General features: G+C 65.0%; 18 protein-coding genes. 11 read left to right on the top strand and 7 right to left on the bottom strand.

Features of this window, described 5'->3' with window-relative positions:
• Position 1 precedes the first annotated feature (1 nt).
• From pobA to pcaD, 6 genes are read right to left on the bottom strand one after another with little or no spacing between them, the layout of a single operon-like run.
• Positions 2-1,174: a 4-hydroxybenzoate 3-monooxygenase gene (gene pobA, locus C1D09_RS15635; protein WP_143975158.1), complete on the bottom strand. Its 1,173-nt coding sequence runs from the start codon at positions 1,172-1,174 to the stop codon at positions 2-4.
• Entirely contained in the window at positions 1,174-2,226 is a 1,053-nt protein-coding gene (locus C1D09_RS15630) for a 3-carboxy-cis,cis-muconate cycloisomerase (RefSeq protein ID WP_143975157.1), read from the bottom strand. Before C1D09_RS15630 ends, pobA begins: the two co-directional genes overlap by 1 nt.
• Positions 2,227-2,245: 19 nt before the next feature.
• Positions 2,246-2,860 (bottom strand): protocatechuate 3,4-dioxygenase subunit alpha, encoded by a 615-nt coding sequence (gene pcaG, locus C1D09_RS15625; RefSeq protein WP_143975156.1) that lies wholly within the window; start codon positions 2,858-2,860, stop codon positions 2,246-2,248.
• On the bottom strand, positions 2,860-3,615 hold the full coding sequence (pcaH, locus tag C1D09_RS15620; RefSeq protein ID WP_143975155.1) for a protocatechuate 3,4-dioxygenase subunit beta: 756 nt from the start codon (positions 3,613-3,615) through the stop codon (positions 2,860-2,862). The genes pcaG and pcaH overlap by 1 nt, the downstream gene beginning before the upstream one ends.
• Positions 3,605-4,012 carry a 4-carboxymuconolactone decarboxylase gene (gene pcaC / locus C1D09_RS15615; RefSeq protein WP_143975154.1) on the bottom strand — a complete coding sequence of 136 codons (408 nt, stop codon included), beginning with the start codon at positions 4,010-4,012 and terminating at the stop codon, positions 3,605-3,607. The genes pcaH and pcaC overlap by 11 nt, the downstream gene beginning before the upstream one ends.
• A complete protein-coding gene (gene pcaD / locus C1D09_RS15610; protein WP_143975153.1) occupies positions 4,005-4,814 on the bottom strand; it encodes a 3-oxoadipate enol-lactonase in 810 nt (269 codons plus the stop codon). Before pcaD ends, pcaC begins: the two co-directional genes overlap by 8 nt.
• 93 nt (positions 4,815-4,907) lie before the next feature.
• Here pcaD and pcaQ point away from each other — a divergent pair, with 93 nt between their 5' ends.
• From pcaQ to C1D09_RS15570, 8 genes are all read left to right on the top strand, one after another.
• Positions 4,908-5,825: a pca operon transcription factor PcaQ gene (gene pcaQ, locus C1D09_RS15605; RefSeq protein WP_143975152.1), complete on the top strand. Its 918-nt coding sequence runs from the start codon at positions 4,908-4,910 to the stop codon at positions 5,823-5,825.
• A gap of 142 nt (positions 5,826-5,967) precedes the next feature.
• A complete protein-coding gene (locus tag C1D09_RS15600; protein ID WP_143975151.1) occupies positions 5,968-7,284 on the top strand; it encodes an ABC transporter substrate-binding protein in 1,317 nt (438 codons plus the stop codon).
• A 15-nt stretch (positions 7,285-7,299) separates the two neighbouring features.
• Positions 7,300-8,043 carry an ABC transporter ATP-binding protein gene (locus C1D09_RS15595; RefSeq protein ID WP_143975150.1) on the top strand — a complete coding sequence of 248 codons (744 nt, stop codon included), beginning with the start codon at positions 7,300-7,302 and terminating at the stop codon, positions 8,041-8,043.
• Positions 8,040-8,768, top strand: coding sequence for an ABC transporter ATP-binding protein (locus C1D09_RS15590; RefSeq protein ID WP_143975149.1), 729 nt, complete (start codon positions 8,040-8,042; stop codon positions 8,766-8,768). Before C1D09_RS15595 ends, C1D09_RS15590 begins: the two co-directional genes overlap by 4 nt.
• Positions 8,765-9,661, top strand: a complete 897-nt coding sequence (locus C1D09_RS15585) for a branched-chain amino acid ABC transporter permease (RefSeq protein WP_143975148.1) — start codon at positions 8,765-8,767, stop codon at positions 9,659-9,661. Before C1D09_RS15590 ends, C1D09_RS15585 begins: the two co-directional genes overlap by 4 nt.
• Positions 9,658-10,698, top strand: a complete 1,041-nt coding sequence (locus tag C1D09_RS15580) for a branched-chain amino acid ABC transporter permease (RefSeq protein WP_143975147.1) — start codon at positions 9,658-9,660, stop codon at positions 10,696-10,698. The genes C1D09_RS15585 and C1D09_RS15580 overlap by 4 nt, the downstream gene beginning before the upstream one ends.
• Before the next feature lie 29 nt (positions 10,699-10,727).
• The gene (locus C1D09_RS15575) at positions 10,728-11,513 is read left to right on the top strand and encodes a coniferyl-alcohol dehydrogenase (protein WP_143975183.1); all 786 of its coding nucleotides are present in this window, start codon (positions 10,728-10,730) and stop codon (positions 11,511-11,513) included.
• 34 nt (positions 11,514-11,547) lie between these two features.
• The gene (locus C1D09_RS15570; RefSeq protein ID WP_143975146.1) at positions 11,548-12,993 is read left to right on the top strand and encodes an aldehyde dehydrogenase; all 1,446 of its coding nucleotides are present in this window, start codon (positions 11,548-11,550) and stop codon (positions 12,991-12,993) included.
• Between the two features lie 30 nt (positions 12,994-13,023).
• Here C1D09_RS15570 and C1D09_RS15565 read toward each other — a convergent pair whose 3' ends face one another.
• Entirely contained in the window at positions 13,024-13,944 is a 921-nt protein-coding gene (locus tag C1D09_RS15565; protein ID WP_246135762.1) for an aldose 1-epimerase, read from the bottom strand.
• Positions 13,945-14,058: 114 nt separating this feature from the next.
• Here C1D09_RS15565 and C1D09_RS15560 point away from each other — a divergent pair, with 114 nt between their 5' ends.
• From C1D09_RS15560 to C1D09_RS15550, 3 genes are read left to right on the top strand one after another with little or no spacing between them, the layout of a single operon-like run.
• The gene (locus C1D09_RS15560; protein ID WP_143975144.1) at positions 14,059-14,802 is read left to right on the top strand and encodes a FadR/GntR family transcriptional regulator; all 744 of its coding nucleotides are present in this window, start codon (positions 14,059-14,061) and stop codon (positions 14,800-14,802) included.
• Positions 14,799-16,526 (top strand): IlvD/Edd family dehydratase, encoded by a 1,728-nt coding sequence (locus tag C1D09_RS15555; protein WP_143975143.1) that lies wholly within the window; start codon positions 14,799-14,801, stop codon positions 16,524-16,526. Before C1D09_RS15560 ends, C1D09_RS15555 begins: the two co-directional genes overlap by 4 nt.
• A gap of 12 nt (positions 16,527-16,538) precedes the next feature.
• Entirely contained in the window at positions 16,539-17,315 is a 777-nt protein-coding gene (locus tag C1D09_RS15550) for an SDR family NAD(P)-dependent oxidoreductase (RefSeq protein WP_143975142.1), read from the top strand.
• Positions 17,316-17,360 lie beyond the last annotated feature (45 nt).

Below are 17,360 nucleotides of genomic sequence, written 5' to 3'. Positions count from 1 at the left end.
TTCAGTATGGCAAGCCGACATAGTTCTCGGCGAGCGCGGTCGAGGCCGCCCGCGAGTGCACGAGGTAGTCGAGTTCGGCTTCCTGAATGCGCTGGCCGAAGTCGCCGGTGTCGGGAAAGCGATGCAGCATGGTGGTCATCCACCAGGAAAAGCGCACCGCCTTCCACACGCGTGCCAACGCGTTTTGCGAATAGGCCTCGATGCCGGCTGGCGACTTCTCCAGGTAGAACTGGCGCAAGCCGGCGAAGAGATAGCGCACGTCGCTGGCGGCGAGGTTGAGGCCCTTGGCGCCGGTCGGCGGCACGATATGGGCGGCGTCGCCGACCAGGAACAGACGGCCGAAGCGCATGGGCTCGGCAACGAAGGAGCGCAGCGGCGCGATCGACTTTTCGAAGGATGGCCCGGTGGTGACGCTCGCCGCCGTCCGTTCCGGCAAGCGGCGGCGCAATTCGTCCCAGAACCGCTCGTCCGACCAGGCTTCCACGCGATCGTCCTGCGGGCACTGGACATAGTACCGGCTGCGATGCGTCGAACGCATCGAGCACAGCGCAAAGCCCCGCTCGTGATTGGCATAGACCAGTTCGTGATCGGCTGGCGGTACTTCGGCCAGTACGCCGAGCCAGCCGAACGGATACTGCCGCTCGAAGGTCTTCAGCGCGCGCACCGGCGCCGATTTGCGGCTGACGCCGTGATAGCCATCGCACCCAGCGATGAAGTCGCAATCGATGCGATGGCTGACGCCGTCCTTATCGTAGGTGACGAACGGTGCAGTGCCATCGAAATCGTGCAGCGCGACATCAGCGGCCTCATAGACAGTGACGACGCCAGCCGCCTCGCGCTTGTCCATCAAATCATGCGTCAGTTCAGTCTGGCCATAGACGGTGACATGCTTGCCACCGGTGAGGGCGGTAAGGTCGATGCGATGCAGGCATCCATCGAACGCCAGCGAAATGCCGGAATGCGGCAAGCCTTCGGCATGCAGCCTTGCGGCAACACCAGCCTCCTCCAGCAACTCGACGGTGCCCTGTTCGAGCACCCCTGCCCGCACGCGGCCAAGCACATGCTCGCGGCTCGATCGTTCGAGAATGACGGTCTCGACGCCGATGGCGGCCAGAAGCTGGCCAAGCAGCAGGCCGGAGGGTCCGGAGCCGATAATGGCGACCTGGGTGCGCATCAGTGGCCGAGGCTTTCGATCTGCCCGGCCAGCTCGGCGGCGAGCCGCAACGACGCGGCAGCAGCGACCACCATCTGCGGCAGCAGCAGCCATTCCAGCGTCCAGGCAGCGCCTGAGCGCTCCTGTTCATGCAGCAGCGCCTGGTGCATGCCGGAAAGCTGCGTGGCGTTGAACCGGCCCAGCGCCACCAGCGCCTCGGCCTTCACCGGGTTTTGCTTGTGCGGCATGGCCGACGAGCCGCCGCCGCCCGAGAGCGCGATCTCGGTTCCACCCTGCGCCATCAGCGCGATGTCCTGGCCGAACTTGCCAAGGCTGCCGGTCAGCAGCGACAGCCAGCCGGCGAAGTCGGCGAGCGTGTCGCGCTGGCTCTGCCATTGCGGTGCATCGGCAAGGCCGAGTTTCGCGGCAAGCGCGGCGCGCACCGCCGGCCCCTTGTCGCCGAGTTTTTCCAGCGTGCCGGCGGCGCCGCCGAACTGCACCACCAACAGACGCCCGGACTGGTCCGACAGCCTTTCCTGATGTCGCCGCAACGGTGCACGCCACGCCGAGACGCGATCCGTCACCTTGATCGGTATCGCCGGCTGCATGCGGGTCATGCCCGCCAGTGCCCTGCCGCCAAAGCGCTCCTCAAGCGAGGTGAGGCGCAAAACGGTTTCGGTCAGCAGAAGGCCGAGGTGCTCGACGATCGCTTTCAGCCGCAGCACAAGGCCAGTGTCGATGACATCCTGGCTGGTGGCACCGAAATGCACCTTGTCGCCATGCGGTTCACCTACCGTTGCCCTGATCTGGCGCACCAGTTCCGGCACCATGACGCCATCCTTGGCGACGCCTGCCCTGAGCAAAGCGGTATCCGGCCTGAACGTGCCAAGCGCCGTCACGATCGCCGCCGCGGCATCCCTGGCGATGATCCCTTTCTGGGCCTCCGCTTCGGCCAGTGCGCGCTCGAATGCCAGCGCCGCCTCGATTTCCGCCTCGACGGAGAAATGCCTCGATGCTTCCTCGTCACCGAGGAGCGCGGAGAGCAGCGGATGGTCGAAGGGTGATACGGTCATGTCTTGCTTCTCCTGACCATCAACTGTCGAAGAAGACCGTTTCGTTCTCCCCCTGGAGATGGACGTCGAAGACGTAGGTGCCGCCCTGACGCTCGGCGATCAAAGTCGGCACGCGGATGCGGTGCTCGATGCGCGCCAGGATCGGATCCTCGCCATTGGCGTTTTCCTCATCGGAGAAATAGAGCCGTGTGTGCAGGCCGAGATTGATGCCGCGCGCGACGATCCACAGTGTGATGTGTGGCGCCATCAGCCTTCCATCACGGAACGGCACGCGGCCGGGCTTGATCGTCTCGAATGCACAGACGCCGGTTTCCATGTCGGTCGGGCAGCGGCCCCAGCCGAAGAAGTTCGGATCGGCCGCTCCGCGCATCTCGGTCGGCGAATTGTAGAGCCCGTCCGCATCCGCCTGCCAGATCTCGATCAGGGCGTCCTTGAGTGGTGTGCCGGTGCCGTCGAGCACCCGGATTTTGACACCGATGCGCTCGCCCTTGGTCTTGTCGTTGACCATGATCGAGCCAAGATCGGTCGCATAGACGCCACTGATGCCGCAGACGTTCGGCGTCAGCCCGATATGGACGTATGGTCCCGCGGTCTGCGAAGGGCTTTCCCTCAGCCGGTCGAGCGACTGGGCCATCAATTGCCCTCCAGCCGGTTTTCGAACAGCGACGAGCGGCGGCCGCGCAGCACAATGTCGAACTTATAGGCGAGCGCATCCATCGGAATGGTCGCCTGCGTGTCGAGGATGGCCGTGAGCGCCTCGATGGCCGCCTTGTCGGCGATGCCGCGCACGATCGGGCACTTCCAGATCAGCGGGTCACCCTGGAAATACATCTGCGTGATCAGCCGCTGCGCGAAGCCATGGCCGAAAACCGAGAAATGGATGTGCGCCGGGCGCCAGTCATTGGGACCATTCGGCCAGGGATAGGGCCCGGGCTTGACAGTGCGGAAGCCATAGCCACCATCCTCGCCTGTAATGGTGCGGCCGCAGCCAGCGAAATTCGGGTCGAGCGGCGCCAGATAGCCGTCCTTCTTATGGCGGTAGCGGCCGCCGGCATTGGCCTGCCAGAATTCGATGAGCACGCCGGGAACGCCAACGCCGCGCTCATCGAGCACACGCCCATGGACGATGATGCGTTCGCCGATGGCGCTCTCGCCCGGCTTGGCGAAATTGTGGATCAGGTCGTTGTCGAGTTCACCCAGCATGGCGTGGCCGAAGACCGGTCCGGCAATTTCCGACAGCGTGTTGTCGAAGGACAAGAGCGCCTTTTGCGGCGAGCGCAGCACCGAACTCTTGTAGCCCGGCGTCAGCGCCGGTGGATGCCACGTCCGGTCGCGCTGGAAGAAGGCGCCGGTCTCGGGTCTCCGGTTCGAGCCGGACTCAGAGGCCATTGTCGGCTCCTTCCATTTCAGAAAACACGTCCTTGGCTATTCTGAAAGCACGGTTGGCGGCCGGCACGCCGGCATAGATGGCGACATGCAGGAACGCCTCGCAGATATCGTCGCGCGTCGCACCGGTGTTGGCGGTGGCGCGCACATGCAGGGCGACCTCCTCATCATGGCCGAGTGCCGCCAGCAGCGCCAGCGTGACGATCGAGCGCTCGCGCTTGCTGAGGCCCGGCCGGGCCCACACCGTCCCCCAGGCGGCCTCGGTGATCAGCTCCTGGAAGGGTTGGTCGAAATCGGTGGCGGCGGCCTCGGCCCGATCGACATGCCGATCGCCGAGCACGGCGCGCCGCACCGCGAGGCCAGTGCGGTGTCTGGCTGCGTTGCCGGGGACTTCATCCATGGTTCTCTGCTCCAGGGGCAAGCGATGCGACAAAATCGCGGATCAGCGCGGTGAGCGCTTCAGGCTGTTCGACGCAGGGAATATGTCCGGCGGCGCGGATGATCTCGAAACGCGAACCGGGGATCAGATCGGCCAGCGAGCGGACGAGAGCGGGAGGCGTCGAGCCGTCCTGGTCACCAACGATGCAGAGCGTCGGCACCGCAATGCGGCGTGCGGCGTCAGTGAAATCGGCGTTGCGGATAGCGGCGCAGGTTTCGACGTAGCCGGCAAGCGCTTGCCGGGTCATCATGTTCCAATAGCCGTCAAGCTCGGCCAGGCGCTCTGTGTGGAAAGCCGGTGTGAACCACACTTTGAGCACGCCATCGGCAATGGCCTGGATGCCCTTGCGTTCGACGATCGCGATGCGTGTGTTCCAGCTCTCATCGGTGCCGATCTTGTGCGCCGTGTCGCACAGGATCATGGCCTCGACGATCTCCGGCCGCCTGGCATAGAGCCCTTGCGCGATCATGCCGCCGACCGACAGGCCGCACAGCACGACCTTCTTCAGGCCGAAATGATCGATGAGCCCCGAGAGATCGTCGACATGATCGTCGATCGACTTGATGTCGCCCATGTCTGACAGCCCGTGGCCGCGCTTGTCATAGACCAGCAAGGACATTTCCCCATCGAGCGCCGAGACGATATCGTCCCAGATGCGGAAGTCGGTGCCCAGCGAATTGATGAATATGATCGCGCGCGCATTGCCGGTCGCCTTGAGGTGGCGATGGTGCAGCGTGATGCCGCCGATGGTGACGAATGACACGATTTCGATCCTCCATCTCCACATTGCACAAGGCATTTGGTTCGGTAAAATGATATTTTGCGCCATTTCATTAACTCGGGGGTTATCAAATCCATGGCCGAGAGCCGCATCCGCTTTCGTCATCTGCAGGCCTTCCTGGAGGTCGCGCGGCAGGGCAGCGTGGCCCGCGCCGCCGATTTCCTGCATGTCAGCGCGCCGGCGGTGACCAAGACGCTGCGTGAGCTGGAAGAGGCGCTCGGTGTCGCCGTTGTCGAGCGTGACGGGCGCGGCATAAGGGTTACAAGGCTTGGCGAAATCTTCCTCAGCCATGCCGGTTCGGCGATCACGGCGTTGAAGCGCGGCGTCGATTCGGTTCGCCAGGACGGCGCCATCAACCGGCATCCGATCCGCATCGGCGCGCTGCCGACCGTGTCGGCGAAGGTCATGCCCAAGGCCATCAGCCTGTTCCTTGGAGCAAATACCGGCGCGGCGATCAAGATCGTCACCGGCGAGAACGCGGTGCTGCTCGAGCAATTGCGCACCGGCGCGCTCGATCTTGTCGTCGGCCGGCTGGCGGCGCCCGAAAACATGACCGGCTTCTTCTTCGAGCATCTCTATTCCGAACAGGTGCTGTTCGTGGTGCGGGCCGGACACCCCCTGCTTGAACCGGGAGCGGATATCTTCGCCAGCCTCGACGAATTTCCGGTGCTGATGCCGACCCGGGAATCCGTCATCCGCCCCTTCGTCGATCGCCTGTTCATCACCAACGGCATGACCGCGCCGGCGACCGAGATCGAAACCGTCTCGGATTCGTTTGGCCGCTCCTTCATGCGGCAGAGCAATGCGGTATGGATCATTTCGGCCGGCGTGGTCGCCAACGAGATCGCCAGCGCCGCCTTCATCTCCCTGCCGGTCGATACCGAGGAAACCAAGGGACCGGTCGGCCTGACGATGCGCACGGATACGGCGCCGTCGCCGGCCTTCACCATCCTGCTGCAGACCATTCGCGAAGCGGCAAGGCCGGCCAAGTGAGGCGTCGGACCATTCGGACCGCGCTCTGTCTTCGCCGGAAATCCCCTAACCCAGAGGTTAATGAAACACCGCAAAATATCATTTTACCGAACCAAACCACTGGTGCACTGTGCCGATGGAGGAGCCACAGAGGGAGGAACGCATGACCCAATCTATCGGCAGCCAAATCAGCATTAGTCACATCTCGCGACGCCAATTCATCGCCACCTCGATCGCCGGCGGCGCGGCGTTCGCGCTCGGCGGCAAGAGCGCTTTCGCCCAGGCAGGCGAAACGCTCAAGGTTGGCTTCGTCAGCCCGCGCACCGGGCCGCTGGCCGGCTTCGGCCAGACCGACGGCTATGTCCTCGACCTTGCCCGCAAGGCGCTGGCCGGCGGCCTTGAGATCGGCGGCAAGAAGTACAGCGTCGAAATCCTCGACCAGGACACGCAGTCCGATCCCTCCCGCGCCGGCCAGCTCGCCAAGGACCTGATCAACAACCAGGCCATCGACCTGATGCTGGCGGTGTCGACGCCCGAGGTGATCAACCCGGTGGCCGATGCCTGCGAGGCAGCAGGGGTGCCCTGCCTGTCGACCGTCATGCCGTGGGAGGCGTGGTATTTCGGCCGCGGCGCCAAGCCGGGCGCGCCCTCGCCGTTCAAATGGACCTATCATTTCGGCTTCGGTGTCGGCGAGTTCTTCAAGACCTATATCTCGCAATGGAACCTGATCGAGACCAACAAGAAGGTCGGCGTCATGTATCCCAACGACGCCGACGGCAACGCCATCCGTGCCAATCTGGCGCCGCTCTTGGCCAAGCAAGGTTTCACCATCGTCGATCCCGGCGCCTACGAGACCGGCACCACCGACTATTCCTCGCAGATCGCGCTGTTCAAGCAGGAAGGCGTCGAGATCTTCAACTCCTTCCCGATCCCGCCCGATTTCGCCGCCTTCTGGCGCCAGGCGGCACAGCAGGGGCTGATCAAGCAGATCAAGATCGCCCAGGTCGCCAAGACCGGCCTGTTCCCGTCCGACATCGAGGCGCTCGGTGACCTCGGCATGAAAATTTCGAGCGCCGCCTATTGGCACAAGGCCTTCCCCTACAAATCGCCGCTGACCGGCGTTTCGGGCGCCGAGCTCGCCGACGGCTACGAGGCGGCGAGCGGCAAGCAGTGGACGCAGCAGCTCGGCGCCTCGATGTCGCTGCTAGACGCCGGCTTCGAAGCGCTGAAGGCCAGCACCGACGCCAAGGACAAGGCGGCGGTGGCCAAGGCGCTGAGCACGCTGAAGACCGAGACGATGATCGGCACGGTCGATTTCACCAGCGGCCCTGTCGCCAATGTCTCGCCCGGCCCGATCATCGGCACGCAGTGGGTGGCCGCCAAGGAAGGCAGCAAATTCCCGCTCGACTATGTGGTGACCGAAAACGCCACCGACCCGAAGGTGCCGATCGAAGCCAAGCTCCAGCCTTACAACGGCTGATGGACCGCAGACGAGGTGGTGACCCATCCGCAACAACAAGCAGCTCTCGTTGCCGCCGGCATCCACAAGGGCTTCGGTGCGCTTGTGGTGCTGGATGCGGTCGATTTCGCCATGGCAGCCGACGAGGCTGTCGGCATTGTCGGTCCGAACGGCGCCGGCAAGACGACGCTGCTCAGCGTGCTTTCCGGCGCCTTTCCGCCGAGTGCGGGCACGGTCAGCTTCAAAGGCGATGACGTAACGTCCTTGCCGGCGACCCAGCGCTGCCGGCTCGGCCTGGTGCGCACGCATCAGGTGCCCAAGCCATTCAGCGGCATGACCACTTTCGAGAATGTCTTCGTCGCCGCCTCGCATGGGGCCGGCCTCGGCCGCGACGAGGCCTATGAGGAAGCGCTCGGCTCGCTGAAGCTGTGCGGTATGCTTGATATTGCCAACCGCCGCGCCGAGACGCTCGGACTGCTCGACCGCAAGCGGCTGGAACTGGCGCGCGCACTGGCGGCAAGGCCGACGCTGCTGTTGCTCGACGAGATCGGCGGCGGCCTGACCGACGGCGAAGCCGGTGAGCTCGTCGGCACGATCAGGGAATTGCGCCGCCGCAAGATCGGCATCGTCTGGATCGAGCACATCGTCCACATCCTTCTGCAAGTGGCCGAACGGCTGATCTGCATGGATGCGGGAAAGATCATCGCCGATGGCGAGCCGCAAGCGGTTATGGCCGATCCGGAGGTCGTGCGCGCCTATCTCGGCGGAGGCCCGAAATGAGCCTGCTGTCGGTCGAGAACCTGGTTGTCCGCCACGGGCTGCTGCAGGCGGTGCGTGGCGTCAGTTTCAGCATCGAACGCGGCGAGACGCTCGCGCTGGTCGGCGCCAACGGCGCCGGCAAGACGACGCTACTCAGGGCAATTGCCGGCGCGCACCAGCCGGCGGCCGGCCGGGTGCTGCTGGACGGCGCCGATCTCACCAGCGTGCCGTCGCACAGGCGCGTCGGCATGGGCATCGCGCTGGTGCCGGAGGGGCGAAAACTGTTCGTGCAGATGACGGTCGAGGAGAACCTTCTGCTTGGCCGAACCGCCGGCCGGCCGGGCGAGTGGAGCGTCGACAAGGTGCTCGACATGTTCCCCAATCTGAGGCCGCGCCGCCACGCCAAGACGGGCCATCTCTCAGGCGGCGAGCAGCAAGCGACGGCGATCGGCCGGGCGCTGATGAGCAACCCGGAAGTGCTTTTGCTCGACGAGGTTTCGCTCGGCCTGTCGCCGCTGATCGTCGACCGTGTCTATGCAGCCCTTCAGGGGCTGATCGCATCCGGCACGACGATCATCCTGGTCGAGCAGGACCTCAACCGCGCGCTGTCGGTGTCCGACAGGGTGATCTGCATGCTCGAAGGGCGCGTGGCGCTCGAGGGGCCGAGCAAGGCGGTGTCGCGCGACAACGTGACGAAAGCCTATTTCGGCCTGCACCGGAAAAGTCCCGGGAGCGTTCCGGCATGAGCAACCAGATCATCCAGGGCATCCTGCTCGGCGGCTATTACGCGCTGATCGCCTGCGGCCTGTCCTTCATGTTCTCGGTGATGCGTATCATCAACCTCGCCCATGGCAGCCTTGCCGTGTTCGCGGCCTTTGCGCTGTGGTGGCTCGCCTCGCGGTACCATATTCCGCCGTTTGTCGGCCTGCTGATCGTGCTGCCGCTGATGGCGGCGATCGGCTGGGCGCTGCAGCGTTTCCTGCTCGAACGCAGCGCGCGTGGCGGTACGCTGCTGCCGATCCTGACCACGTTTGGGCTGGCCATTGTCATCGACAACATGCTGTTCGAGCAGTTCGGCGCCGACACGCGTTCGCTGGCGCCCTATATCGGCAGCCTGTCCTATGCTTCCTGGGAATGGCCCGGCAGCATCTATGTCGGCAAACTCGCCGTGATCATGTTCGCCACCGCCGTGATCCTGCTGGGCGGGCTGCAGCTGTTCCTCACCCGCACCCGGCTTGGCCGCTCGATCCGCGCCACGTCGGAAGACCCCGATACGGCAGGCCTGGTCGGCGTCGATGCGCGCCGCGCCAATGCGGTCGCCGCTTCCATCGCCATGGTCACGGTCGGCCTCGCAGGCGCGTTCCTGGGCATGCGCGCCACCTTCGATCCCTATGCCGGCGCGCCGCAACTGCTGTTCGCTTTCGAGGCGGCGGTGATCGGCGGCGCCGGTTCGCTGTGGGGAACGCTGGTCGGCGGCATCGTGCTGGCGCTGGCGCAGACACTGGGCGCGCAAGTGCATCCGCAAGGCTTTCTGATCGGCGGCCATGCCGTGTTCCTCGTCGTGCTGTTCGTGCGGCTGTCCACGTCGGGTCTTGGCCTGCGCGGCCTGCTGCGCCTTCCGTCCCGGAGCGCGTCATGAGTGCGGTTTCGTCCTCGCCGGTCATCGAGCGCGGCACGATGACGTCGCGCATCGCGGCGATCGCCGTCGCTGTCATCATCGCGCTGCTCGCTATCGCACCGCAGTTCCTCTCGGCGGGCGCGGTCGACCGCATGACGGCATTGTTCATCTATGTGATCCTAGCGGCGATGTGGAACGCTCTGGCCGGCTTCGGCGGCCTTGTTTCGGTCGGCCAGCAGGTGTTCTTCGGGCTCGGCGCCTATTTCACCATTCGACTCGCCGATGCCGGCCTCAACCCTTTCGCCTCGCTTTTCGTCTCGGCGATCGTTGTCGGCATTGTATCCTGGCCGCTGTCGTTTTTCATGCTGCGGCTGAGGAACGGCGAGTTCGCCATCGGCATGTGGGTGATCGCGGCGCTGACGCATCTCCTGGTCAATCTCGACCGGCTGGTGCAAGGCGAAACGGGCACGTCGCTCATCTCGCTCAATGTCTACGACGCCGGCACCAGGCGGGCGACGATCTACTGGCTGGCGCTGGCCTCGATGACCGCCCTGCTTGCCGTCCTGTTTGGCCTGCTGCGCGGCAGCACGGGTGCAGCGATCCGCGCCATCCGCGACAATGAGGACGCCGCCGCGTCGGTCGGCGTGCGCGTCACCGGCACCAAGCGGCTGCTGTTCGTGCTTGCCGCCTTCGGCATCGGCGTTGCCGGGGCGCTGTGGCTGGCGACCTCCATCACCTTCCAGCCGAAAACCTACTTCAACGTCCAGTGGACCGCCTACATGATCTTCATGGTGCTGGTCGGCGGCATCGGCACGTTCGAGGGCGCCATCCTCGGCGCGCTGGTGTTCTTCCTCATCGAGACTTGGTTCGGCGGCACCGGCGTCTGGTACCTTGTCGGACTCGGCGCCACGGCAGTTCTGTTCTCGCTGTTCCTGCCGCGCGGCCTTTGGGGAACGATCGAGGAGCGCTTTGGCCTGCGCTTTCTGCCGGTCGGCTACCGCGTAAGGCTTCCGGAAAATGCTCCGTCCGATGACGGCACCGCCCCCTCGCCGGTGTGAACCTCACTTGATCAGGAGAAGGCATGACCATGCTTTTTGGCAAGACGATCCTCATCACCGGTGTCGCCTCAGGCATCGGCGCGCGCACGGCGGAACTCGCCGGCCAGCTTGGAGCGGACGTGATCGGCGTCGATGTGCGCGAGCCGGCGGCAGCGGTGGGCAGTTTCGTCAAGTCCGACATCTCGTCGAAGGCCGGCGTCGATGAGCTGGTCGCACGCCTGCCGGAGCGCATCGATGCGCTCTGCAATGTCGCCGGCCTCTCCGGCAACACCGGCGCGGTGTCGACGCTGGCCGTCAATTTCTTCGGGCTGCGGGCACTCTCAGAAGGTCTCGCGCCGAAGCTTCGTGAAGGCGGCGCCATCGTCAACGTCGCCTCGATCGCCGGCTATGGCTGGCGCGCCAATCTGAACCGGGCGGCCTCGATCGTCGCCATCGAAGGCTTTCCCGATGTCGCCAAGGTGGTCGCCGACCATGCAGTCAGGAACGAGGAAGGCTATCCCGTCTCGAAGGAACTGCTCTTGCTGTGGACCTTTCGCGCGGCGCACCAGGACCTTTTCAGACGCCGTGGCATCCGCGTCAATGCGGTGAGCCCGGGACCGGTCGAGACGCCGATCCTGAAACAGTTCCGCACCGTGCTTGGCGATGCCCGTGTCGACAGCGACATTGCCAGGGTCGGACGGGCCGGCACAGCGGGCGATATAGCGCCTGCCGTGCTGTTTCTGTGCTCGGACGGCGCGCGCTGGGTCAACGGCGCCAATGTGCCCGTCGACGGCGGCCTCGAAGCATCGATCAACGCCGAAGTGCTCGGCTTCTAACCGCGAAGCTCCAGACGGAGCGAGGGAGACAATCATGGATATCGGACTTCTGATCGACGGCGACAAAAGGGATGCGTCCGGCGCGGCCGCCTACGAGCGCATGGACCCGTTCACCGGCAAACTGGCGACACGCGCCGCAGCAGCCAGCGTCGCCGACGCCAATGCCGCAGTGGAAGCCGCGGCCGCTGCCTTTACGACCTGGTCGAAGACCGGGCCTGGCGACCGCCGCGCCTTGCTGTCCAAGGCGGCCGACGTGATGGCGTCCAAGGTGGGAGAATTCACCAAATTGATGATGGAAGAGACCGGCGCCACTGGTCCCTGGGCCGGTTTCAACGTGATGCTGGCCGCCAACATGTTGCGTGAAGCGGCGGCGATGACGACGCAGATTTCGGGCGAGATCATTCCCTCCGACAAGCCGGGGACGCTCGCCATGGCGATCCGCCAGCCGGCCGGCGTGTGTCTCGGCATCGCGCCGTGGAACGCGCCGGTCATTCTCGGCGCCCGCGCCATCGCCATGCCGATCGCCTGCGGCAACACGGTGGTGCTGAAGGCCTCCGAAATGTGCCCCGGCACACACCGGTTGATCGGTCAGGTGCTGGTCGAGGCAGGCCTGCCCAAGGGCGTCATCAATGTCGTCACCAACGACCCCAAGGATGCCGCTGCGATCGTCGAGGCGCTTGTCGCGCATCCCTCGGTCAAGCGCGTCAACTTCACCGGCTCGACCAAGGTCGGCCGGATCATCGCCGAGCTCGCCGGGCGGCATTTGAAGCCGGCGCTCCTCGAACTCGGCGGCAAGGCGCCGCTGCTGGTTCTGGACGACGCCGATATCGACGCAGCGGTCAATGCGGCGACTTTCGGCGCCTTCATGCATCAGGGCCAGATCTGCATGTCGACAGAGCGACTGATCGTCGATGAGAGGATCGCGGACGAATTTGTTTCCAAGCTGGCCGCCCGCGCGTCGAGCCTGCCGGCCGGCGATCCGCGCGGCCATGTCGTGCTGGGCTCGCTGATCAGCAGCCAGGCAGCCGACAAGATGGAGGAGCTAGTCGCTGACGCGGTCGCCAAGGGCGCCAAGCTTGCCGCCGGCGGCAAGCGCACTGGCACCGTTGTCGAGGCAACGCTGCTCGACCATGTGACGCCTGCCATGCGCGTCTATGCCGAAGAATCCTTCGGGCCGGTCAAGCCGGTGATCCGGGTGAAGGGCGAGGACGAGGCGGTGCGTGTCGCCAACGACACGGAATACGGCCTGTCGTCGGCGGTGTTCAGCCGTGACATCAAGCGTGCCATGGCGGTCGCTGCGCGCATCGAGGCCGGCATCTGCCACATTAATGGCCCCACGGTCGGCGACGAGGCGCAGATGCCGTTCGGCGGCGTCAAGGGCTCGGGCTATGGCCGCTTCGGCGGCAAGGCCTCGATCGCCGAATTCACCGATTTGCGCTGGGTGACGATCGAGGATCCCGGCCAGCACTATCCATTCTGAGCCGGCCTCGTCTGGCGGTTGGCATATGGATCAAACGGCCAGGGACGGCGTGAAGCGAACGCTGGCTGATCGCATCAGACCGGGTGCCAGTACGATGCAGCCAGTGTCGATGCGGCCGCCCGTGCGGTTAAAGGCATCGGTGATGTTGCTGACCGGCTCGGCGCAAAAGAACGGCTCGCCGGGCGGCGTGTAGAGAACGAGGAAATCAAGCGGCGCCTCGGCCTCGATGTCCAGCCGTCGTCCGTGTTCAGGCCAGGATATCCGGGCGCGGCGCGCCCATCCGGTGAAGACCGTGTCGAAGTCCACTTCCGATACGTCGAAACCGATGGACGGATCGGCCCCTACGGGCGGCAGGACATGCCGGACGGGCAGGACCTCCGTGTCCGTCTCCCACATGCCGGATACCAGCGCCTGGACATGCGCCCACGGCGTCGACGGGAAATAGGGATGGAGGCCGAAGCCAGCCGGCATCGGTGCGTCCGACAGGTTGCGTACCTTGATGGTCACGCAAAGCCTGCCGTCAGCCAGCGTTATCTCTTGGTCGGCTTCATAGCTCCACGGCCAGGAATCGGCGGCGTGGCGATAGCGCAGGACGACCGTGCAGGCTTCATGTCTGACAACCACCCAAGGCCGACGCCAGCCATGACCATGCTCATGATGAGGATCGTCGGCAGTCGTCGGAAGCCGGATGGTGCGTCCCGCGAACTCGAACCGGCCGCCCCTTATGCGATTGGAGTAGGGAACGAGCGGGAAGCAGGCCATGGCGCCGGCATCGCGGCTACTGATCGCCGCTGGATCGGCCGGGCGCAGCCAATCGACCACGGCGCCATCTTGCCACCATCGATACGACGCCAGCGCACCGCCGGCGGCCGGAGCAATGTCGACCGTCGCGATGCCATCGCTGATCGAGACCAGTTCCGAGTGCCGCGGGGCAACCGCAGCGAAATTCATTGTCATCGGCGCTCCCCGTCCCTTGACTCCAATCGCCATGGCGATAAGACATATCATATGAATAGTATGAAGAATAAGAAATCTTTTAGCACTGCACGGACGTCGCGGGTTGCCGTGGCGGTTTCCAGCGGCTCCACCGCATTGCATGCGACCGTCGTCGAGCAGATAGGTTTGCGCATCGTGCAGGGCGACTTCCTGCCCGGCGAAGCGCTGCCCAATGCCGACGATTCCAGCGAGATGCTGGGGGTCAGCCGCACGGTACTGCGCGAGGCGATCAAGGTCCTGGCCGGCAAGGGGCTGGTCGAATCCCGGCCGAAGACCGGCACACGGGTGCGCCCACGCTCCGACTGGAATTTCCTTGATCCGGACGTCCTGTCATGGCGCTACGCCGGCGGTGTCAGCGCCGACGATGTGCGGGCGTTGTTCGAACTGCGCCGCGCCATCGAACCGATGTCGGCGGCACTTGCCGCCCAGCGCGCCACGCCTGCACAGATCGCCGAGATCCATGCGGCACTCGCCGAAATGGAAGCGGTGAGCGATGATGGCGACCGCTTCGCCAAACCCGATCTGGTGTTCCACCAGACCATCCTGCGCATGTCAGGCAATGAGCTGATCGGCTCGCTGGCGGCACTGGTCGAAACCGCGCTGGTGATGAGCTTTCGCCTCTCCAACGACAATCCGGAAGGCCAGCGCCACTCCTTGCCGCTGCATCGCGAGGTGGCCGAAAAGATCGCCGCCGGCGACGCCGCCGGCGCACAAAACGCACTGCTGGTTCTCATCGACAACGCCGAGGACGACGTGCGCCGCAGCGTCGAGAACCGCAACAAACGCCGTCAGGATCGGGGTCAGCAATCGTGACCGAGACCAAACGCAAACTGCGGTCCGAAGCCTGGTTCGGCGGTGAAGGCAAGAACGCCTTCATGCACCGCAGCTGGATGAAGAACCAGGGCATCCCGGCCGATGCCTTCGATGGCCGCCCGGTGATCGGCATCTGCAACACCTGGTCGGAACTGACGCCGTGCAATGCACATCTGCGGGCGCTCGCCGATCACGTCAAGCGCGGCGTCTACGAGGCCGGAGGCCTGCCGCTGGAGTTTCCGGTGATGTCGCTCGGCGAAAGCAACATGCGCCCCACCGCCATGCTGTTTCGTAATCTGGTCAGCATGGATGTCGAAGAATCCATCCGCGGCAATCCCATCGACGGCGTCATCCTGCTGGTCGGTTGCGACAAGACCACGCCGGCGCTGTTGATGGGGGCCGCCTCGTGCAATTTGCCGACCATCACCGTTTCCGGCGGGCCTATGCTCAACGGCAAGTTCCGTGGGCAGGATATCGGCTCGGGTACCCATGTCTGGAAATTCGCCGAGGAAGTGAAGGCCGGCCGCATGCCGGTCGCCGACTTCCTTGCTGCAGAACAGGGCCAGAGCCGTTCGGCCGGCAGTTGCATGACCATGGGCACGGCCTCGACCATGGCCAGCATGGTCGAGGCGCTCGGCATCGGCATGCCGGACAACGCCGCGATCCCGGCGGTGGATTCGCGCCGTGGCGTGCTCGCACAGATGGCCGGACGCCAGATCGTCGAGCTGGTCCGCCGGGACGTGAAGATTTCGGACATTCTTACAAAGCAAGCGTTCGAGAACGCCATTCGCGTCAATGGCGCCATCGGCGGCTCGACCAATGCGGTGCTGCACCTGATCGCCATCGCCAACCGGGTCGGTGTCGATCTCAGCCTCGAAGACTGGGACCGCCTTGGCCGCGACGTTCCAACCATTGTCGACCTGATGCCGTCGGGCCGGTTCCTGATGGAAGATTTCTACTATGCCGGGGGGCTGGCCGCGGTCATGGCGTCGCTTGATGAAGTGGGGCTTCTTCATCGCGACGTCATGACCGTCAGCGACAAGACGATCGGCGCGTTGATCGACGGCGCGCCCAACTACAACCGCGAGGTCATCCGGCCGCTGAGCGAACCGTTGACCGACCAAGGCGGCATCTCGATCCTGCGCGGCAATCTGGCACCGAATGGCGCGGTCATCAAGCCGTCGGCGGCAACGCCCAAACTGATGCAGCATCGCGGCAAGGCAGTCGCGTTCGAGAACATCGAGCATTACTACGCCCGCATCGACGATCCAGAGCTGGATATCGACGCCTCCTCGGTGATGGTGCTGAAGAATTGCGGACCGCGCGGCTATCCCGGCATGGCCGAGGTCGGCAACATGCCGCTGCCGGCGAAGCTGCTCAAGCAGGGCGTCTCCGACATGGTGCGCATCTCGGATGCACGCATGAGCGGCACGGCTTACGGCACAGTGGTACTGCATGTCGCGCCGGAGGCCGCGGCCGGTGGCGTGCTGGCCTTGGTGCGCGACGGCGACATCATAGAGCTCGACGTCGCCGGTCGCCGGCTTGAACTCCTGGTATCGGACGAGGAGCTGGCGATCCGCCGCCGCGACTGGAAGCCGCCGGCGTCGCCCGAAGGCGGCTATCAGAGCCTCTATGTCGAGCGGGTGCTGCAGGCCGACAAGGGCTGCGATTTCGACTTTCTCGTCGGCCGGCGCGATGCCGGCATCCCCCGGCATTCCCATTAGGAGAGGCGCGCGATGACGGATGAAATCGGCTACGCCATCTACCCAAGCCTCAAGGACCGCAGCGTCTTCATCACCGGCGGAGGCAGCGGCATCGGCGAAAGCCTGGTGCGCCATTTCTGTACGCAAGGCAGCCGCGTCGCCTTCGTCGATCGGGCGGAGGAGCCTTCCAGGCATCTGGTCGAGGCGATCGCGGCCGAAGGAAATCCCGCACCGCTGTTCATTCCCTGCGACCTGCGCGAGGTCGAGCAACTGCAGGCGGCAACCGCGCAGGCATCGCAGCGCAACGGCCCGATCCAGGTGCTCTGCAACAATGCCGGCAATGACGACCGCCACCAGACCAAGGACGTGACGGTCGCGTATTGGGACGACCGCATGGCGGTCAATCTGCGCCATCAGTTTTTTGCCGCGCAGGCGGTGCGCCCGCAGATGGCCTCGCTGGGCGGCGGCTCGATCATCAATTTCGGTTCCATCACCTGGATGGTCGGCGATCCCGATTGCCCGGCCTATGTCACCGCGAAGGCAGCCGTCTACGGCATGACGCGGGCACTGGCCCGCGAACTCGGCCCCGAGCGCATCCGCGTCAATTGCATGGTGCCGGGCTGGGTGATGACGGAGCGCCAGATGCGGCTGTGGCTGAACCCGGCCGGCGAACGCCAGATCGAGGAGAGGCAGTGCCTACCCGACCGGCTGCAGCCATCCGATATCGCGCGCATGGCGCTGTTCCTCGCCGCCGACGACAGCCGCATGTGCACGAGCCAGCAGTTCATCGTCGATGCGGGCTGGGTGTGACCGATACGGCTCCAAGGGAAGAAGGGTATTTCATGCGTCTTGTTC

The organism is Mesorhizobium intechi, from assembly GCF_002879535.1.
In the GTDB taxonomy this organism is placed as follows: domain Bacteria; phylum Pseudomonadota; class Alphaproteobacteria; order Rhizobiales; family Rhizobiaceae; genus Mesorhizobium; species Mesorhizobium intechi.
The sequence above is the reverse complement of the archived record's forward strand: the minus strand, read 5'-3'. Positions and strand labels throughout refer to the sequence as shown.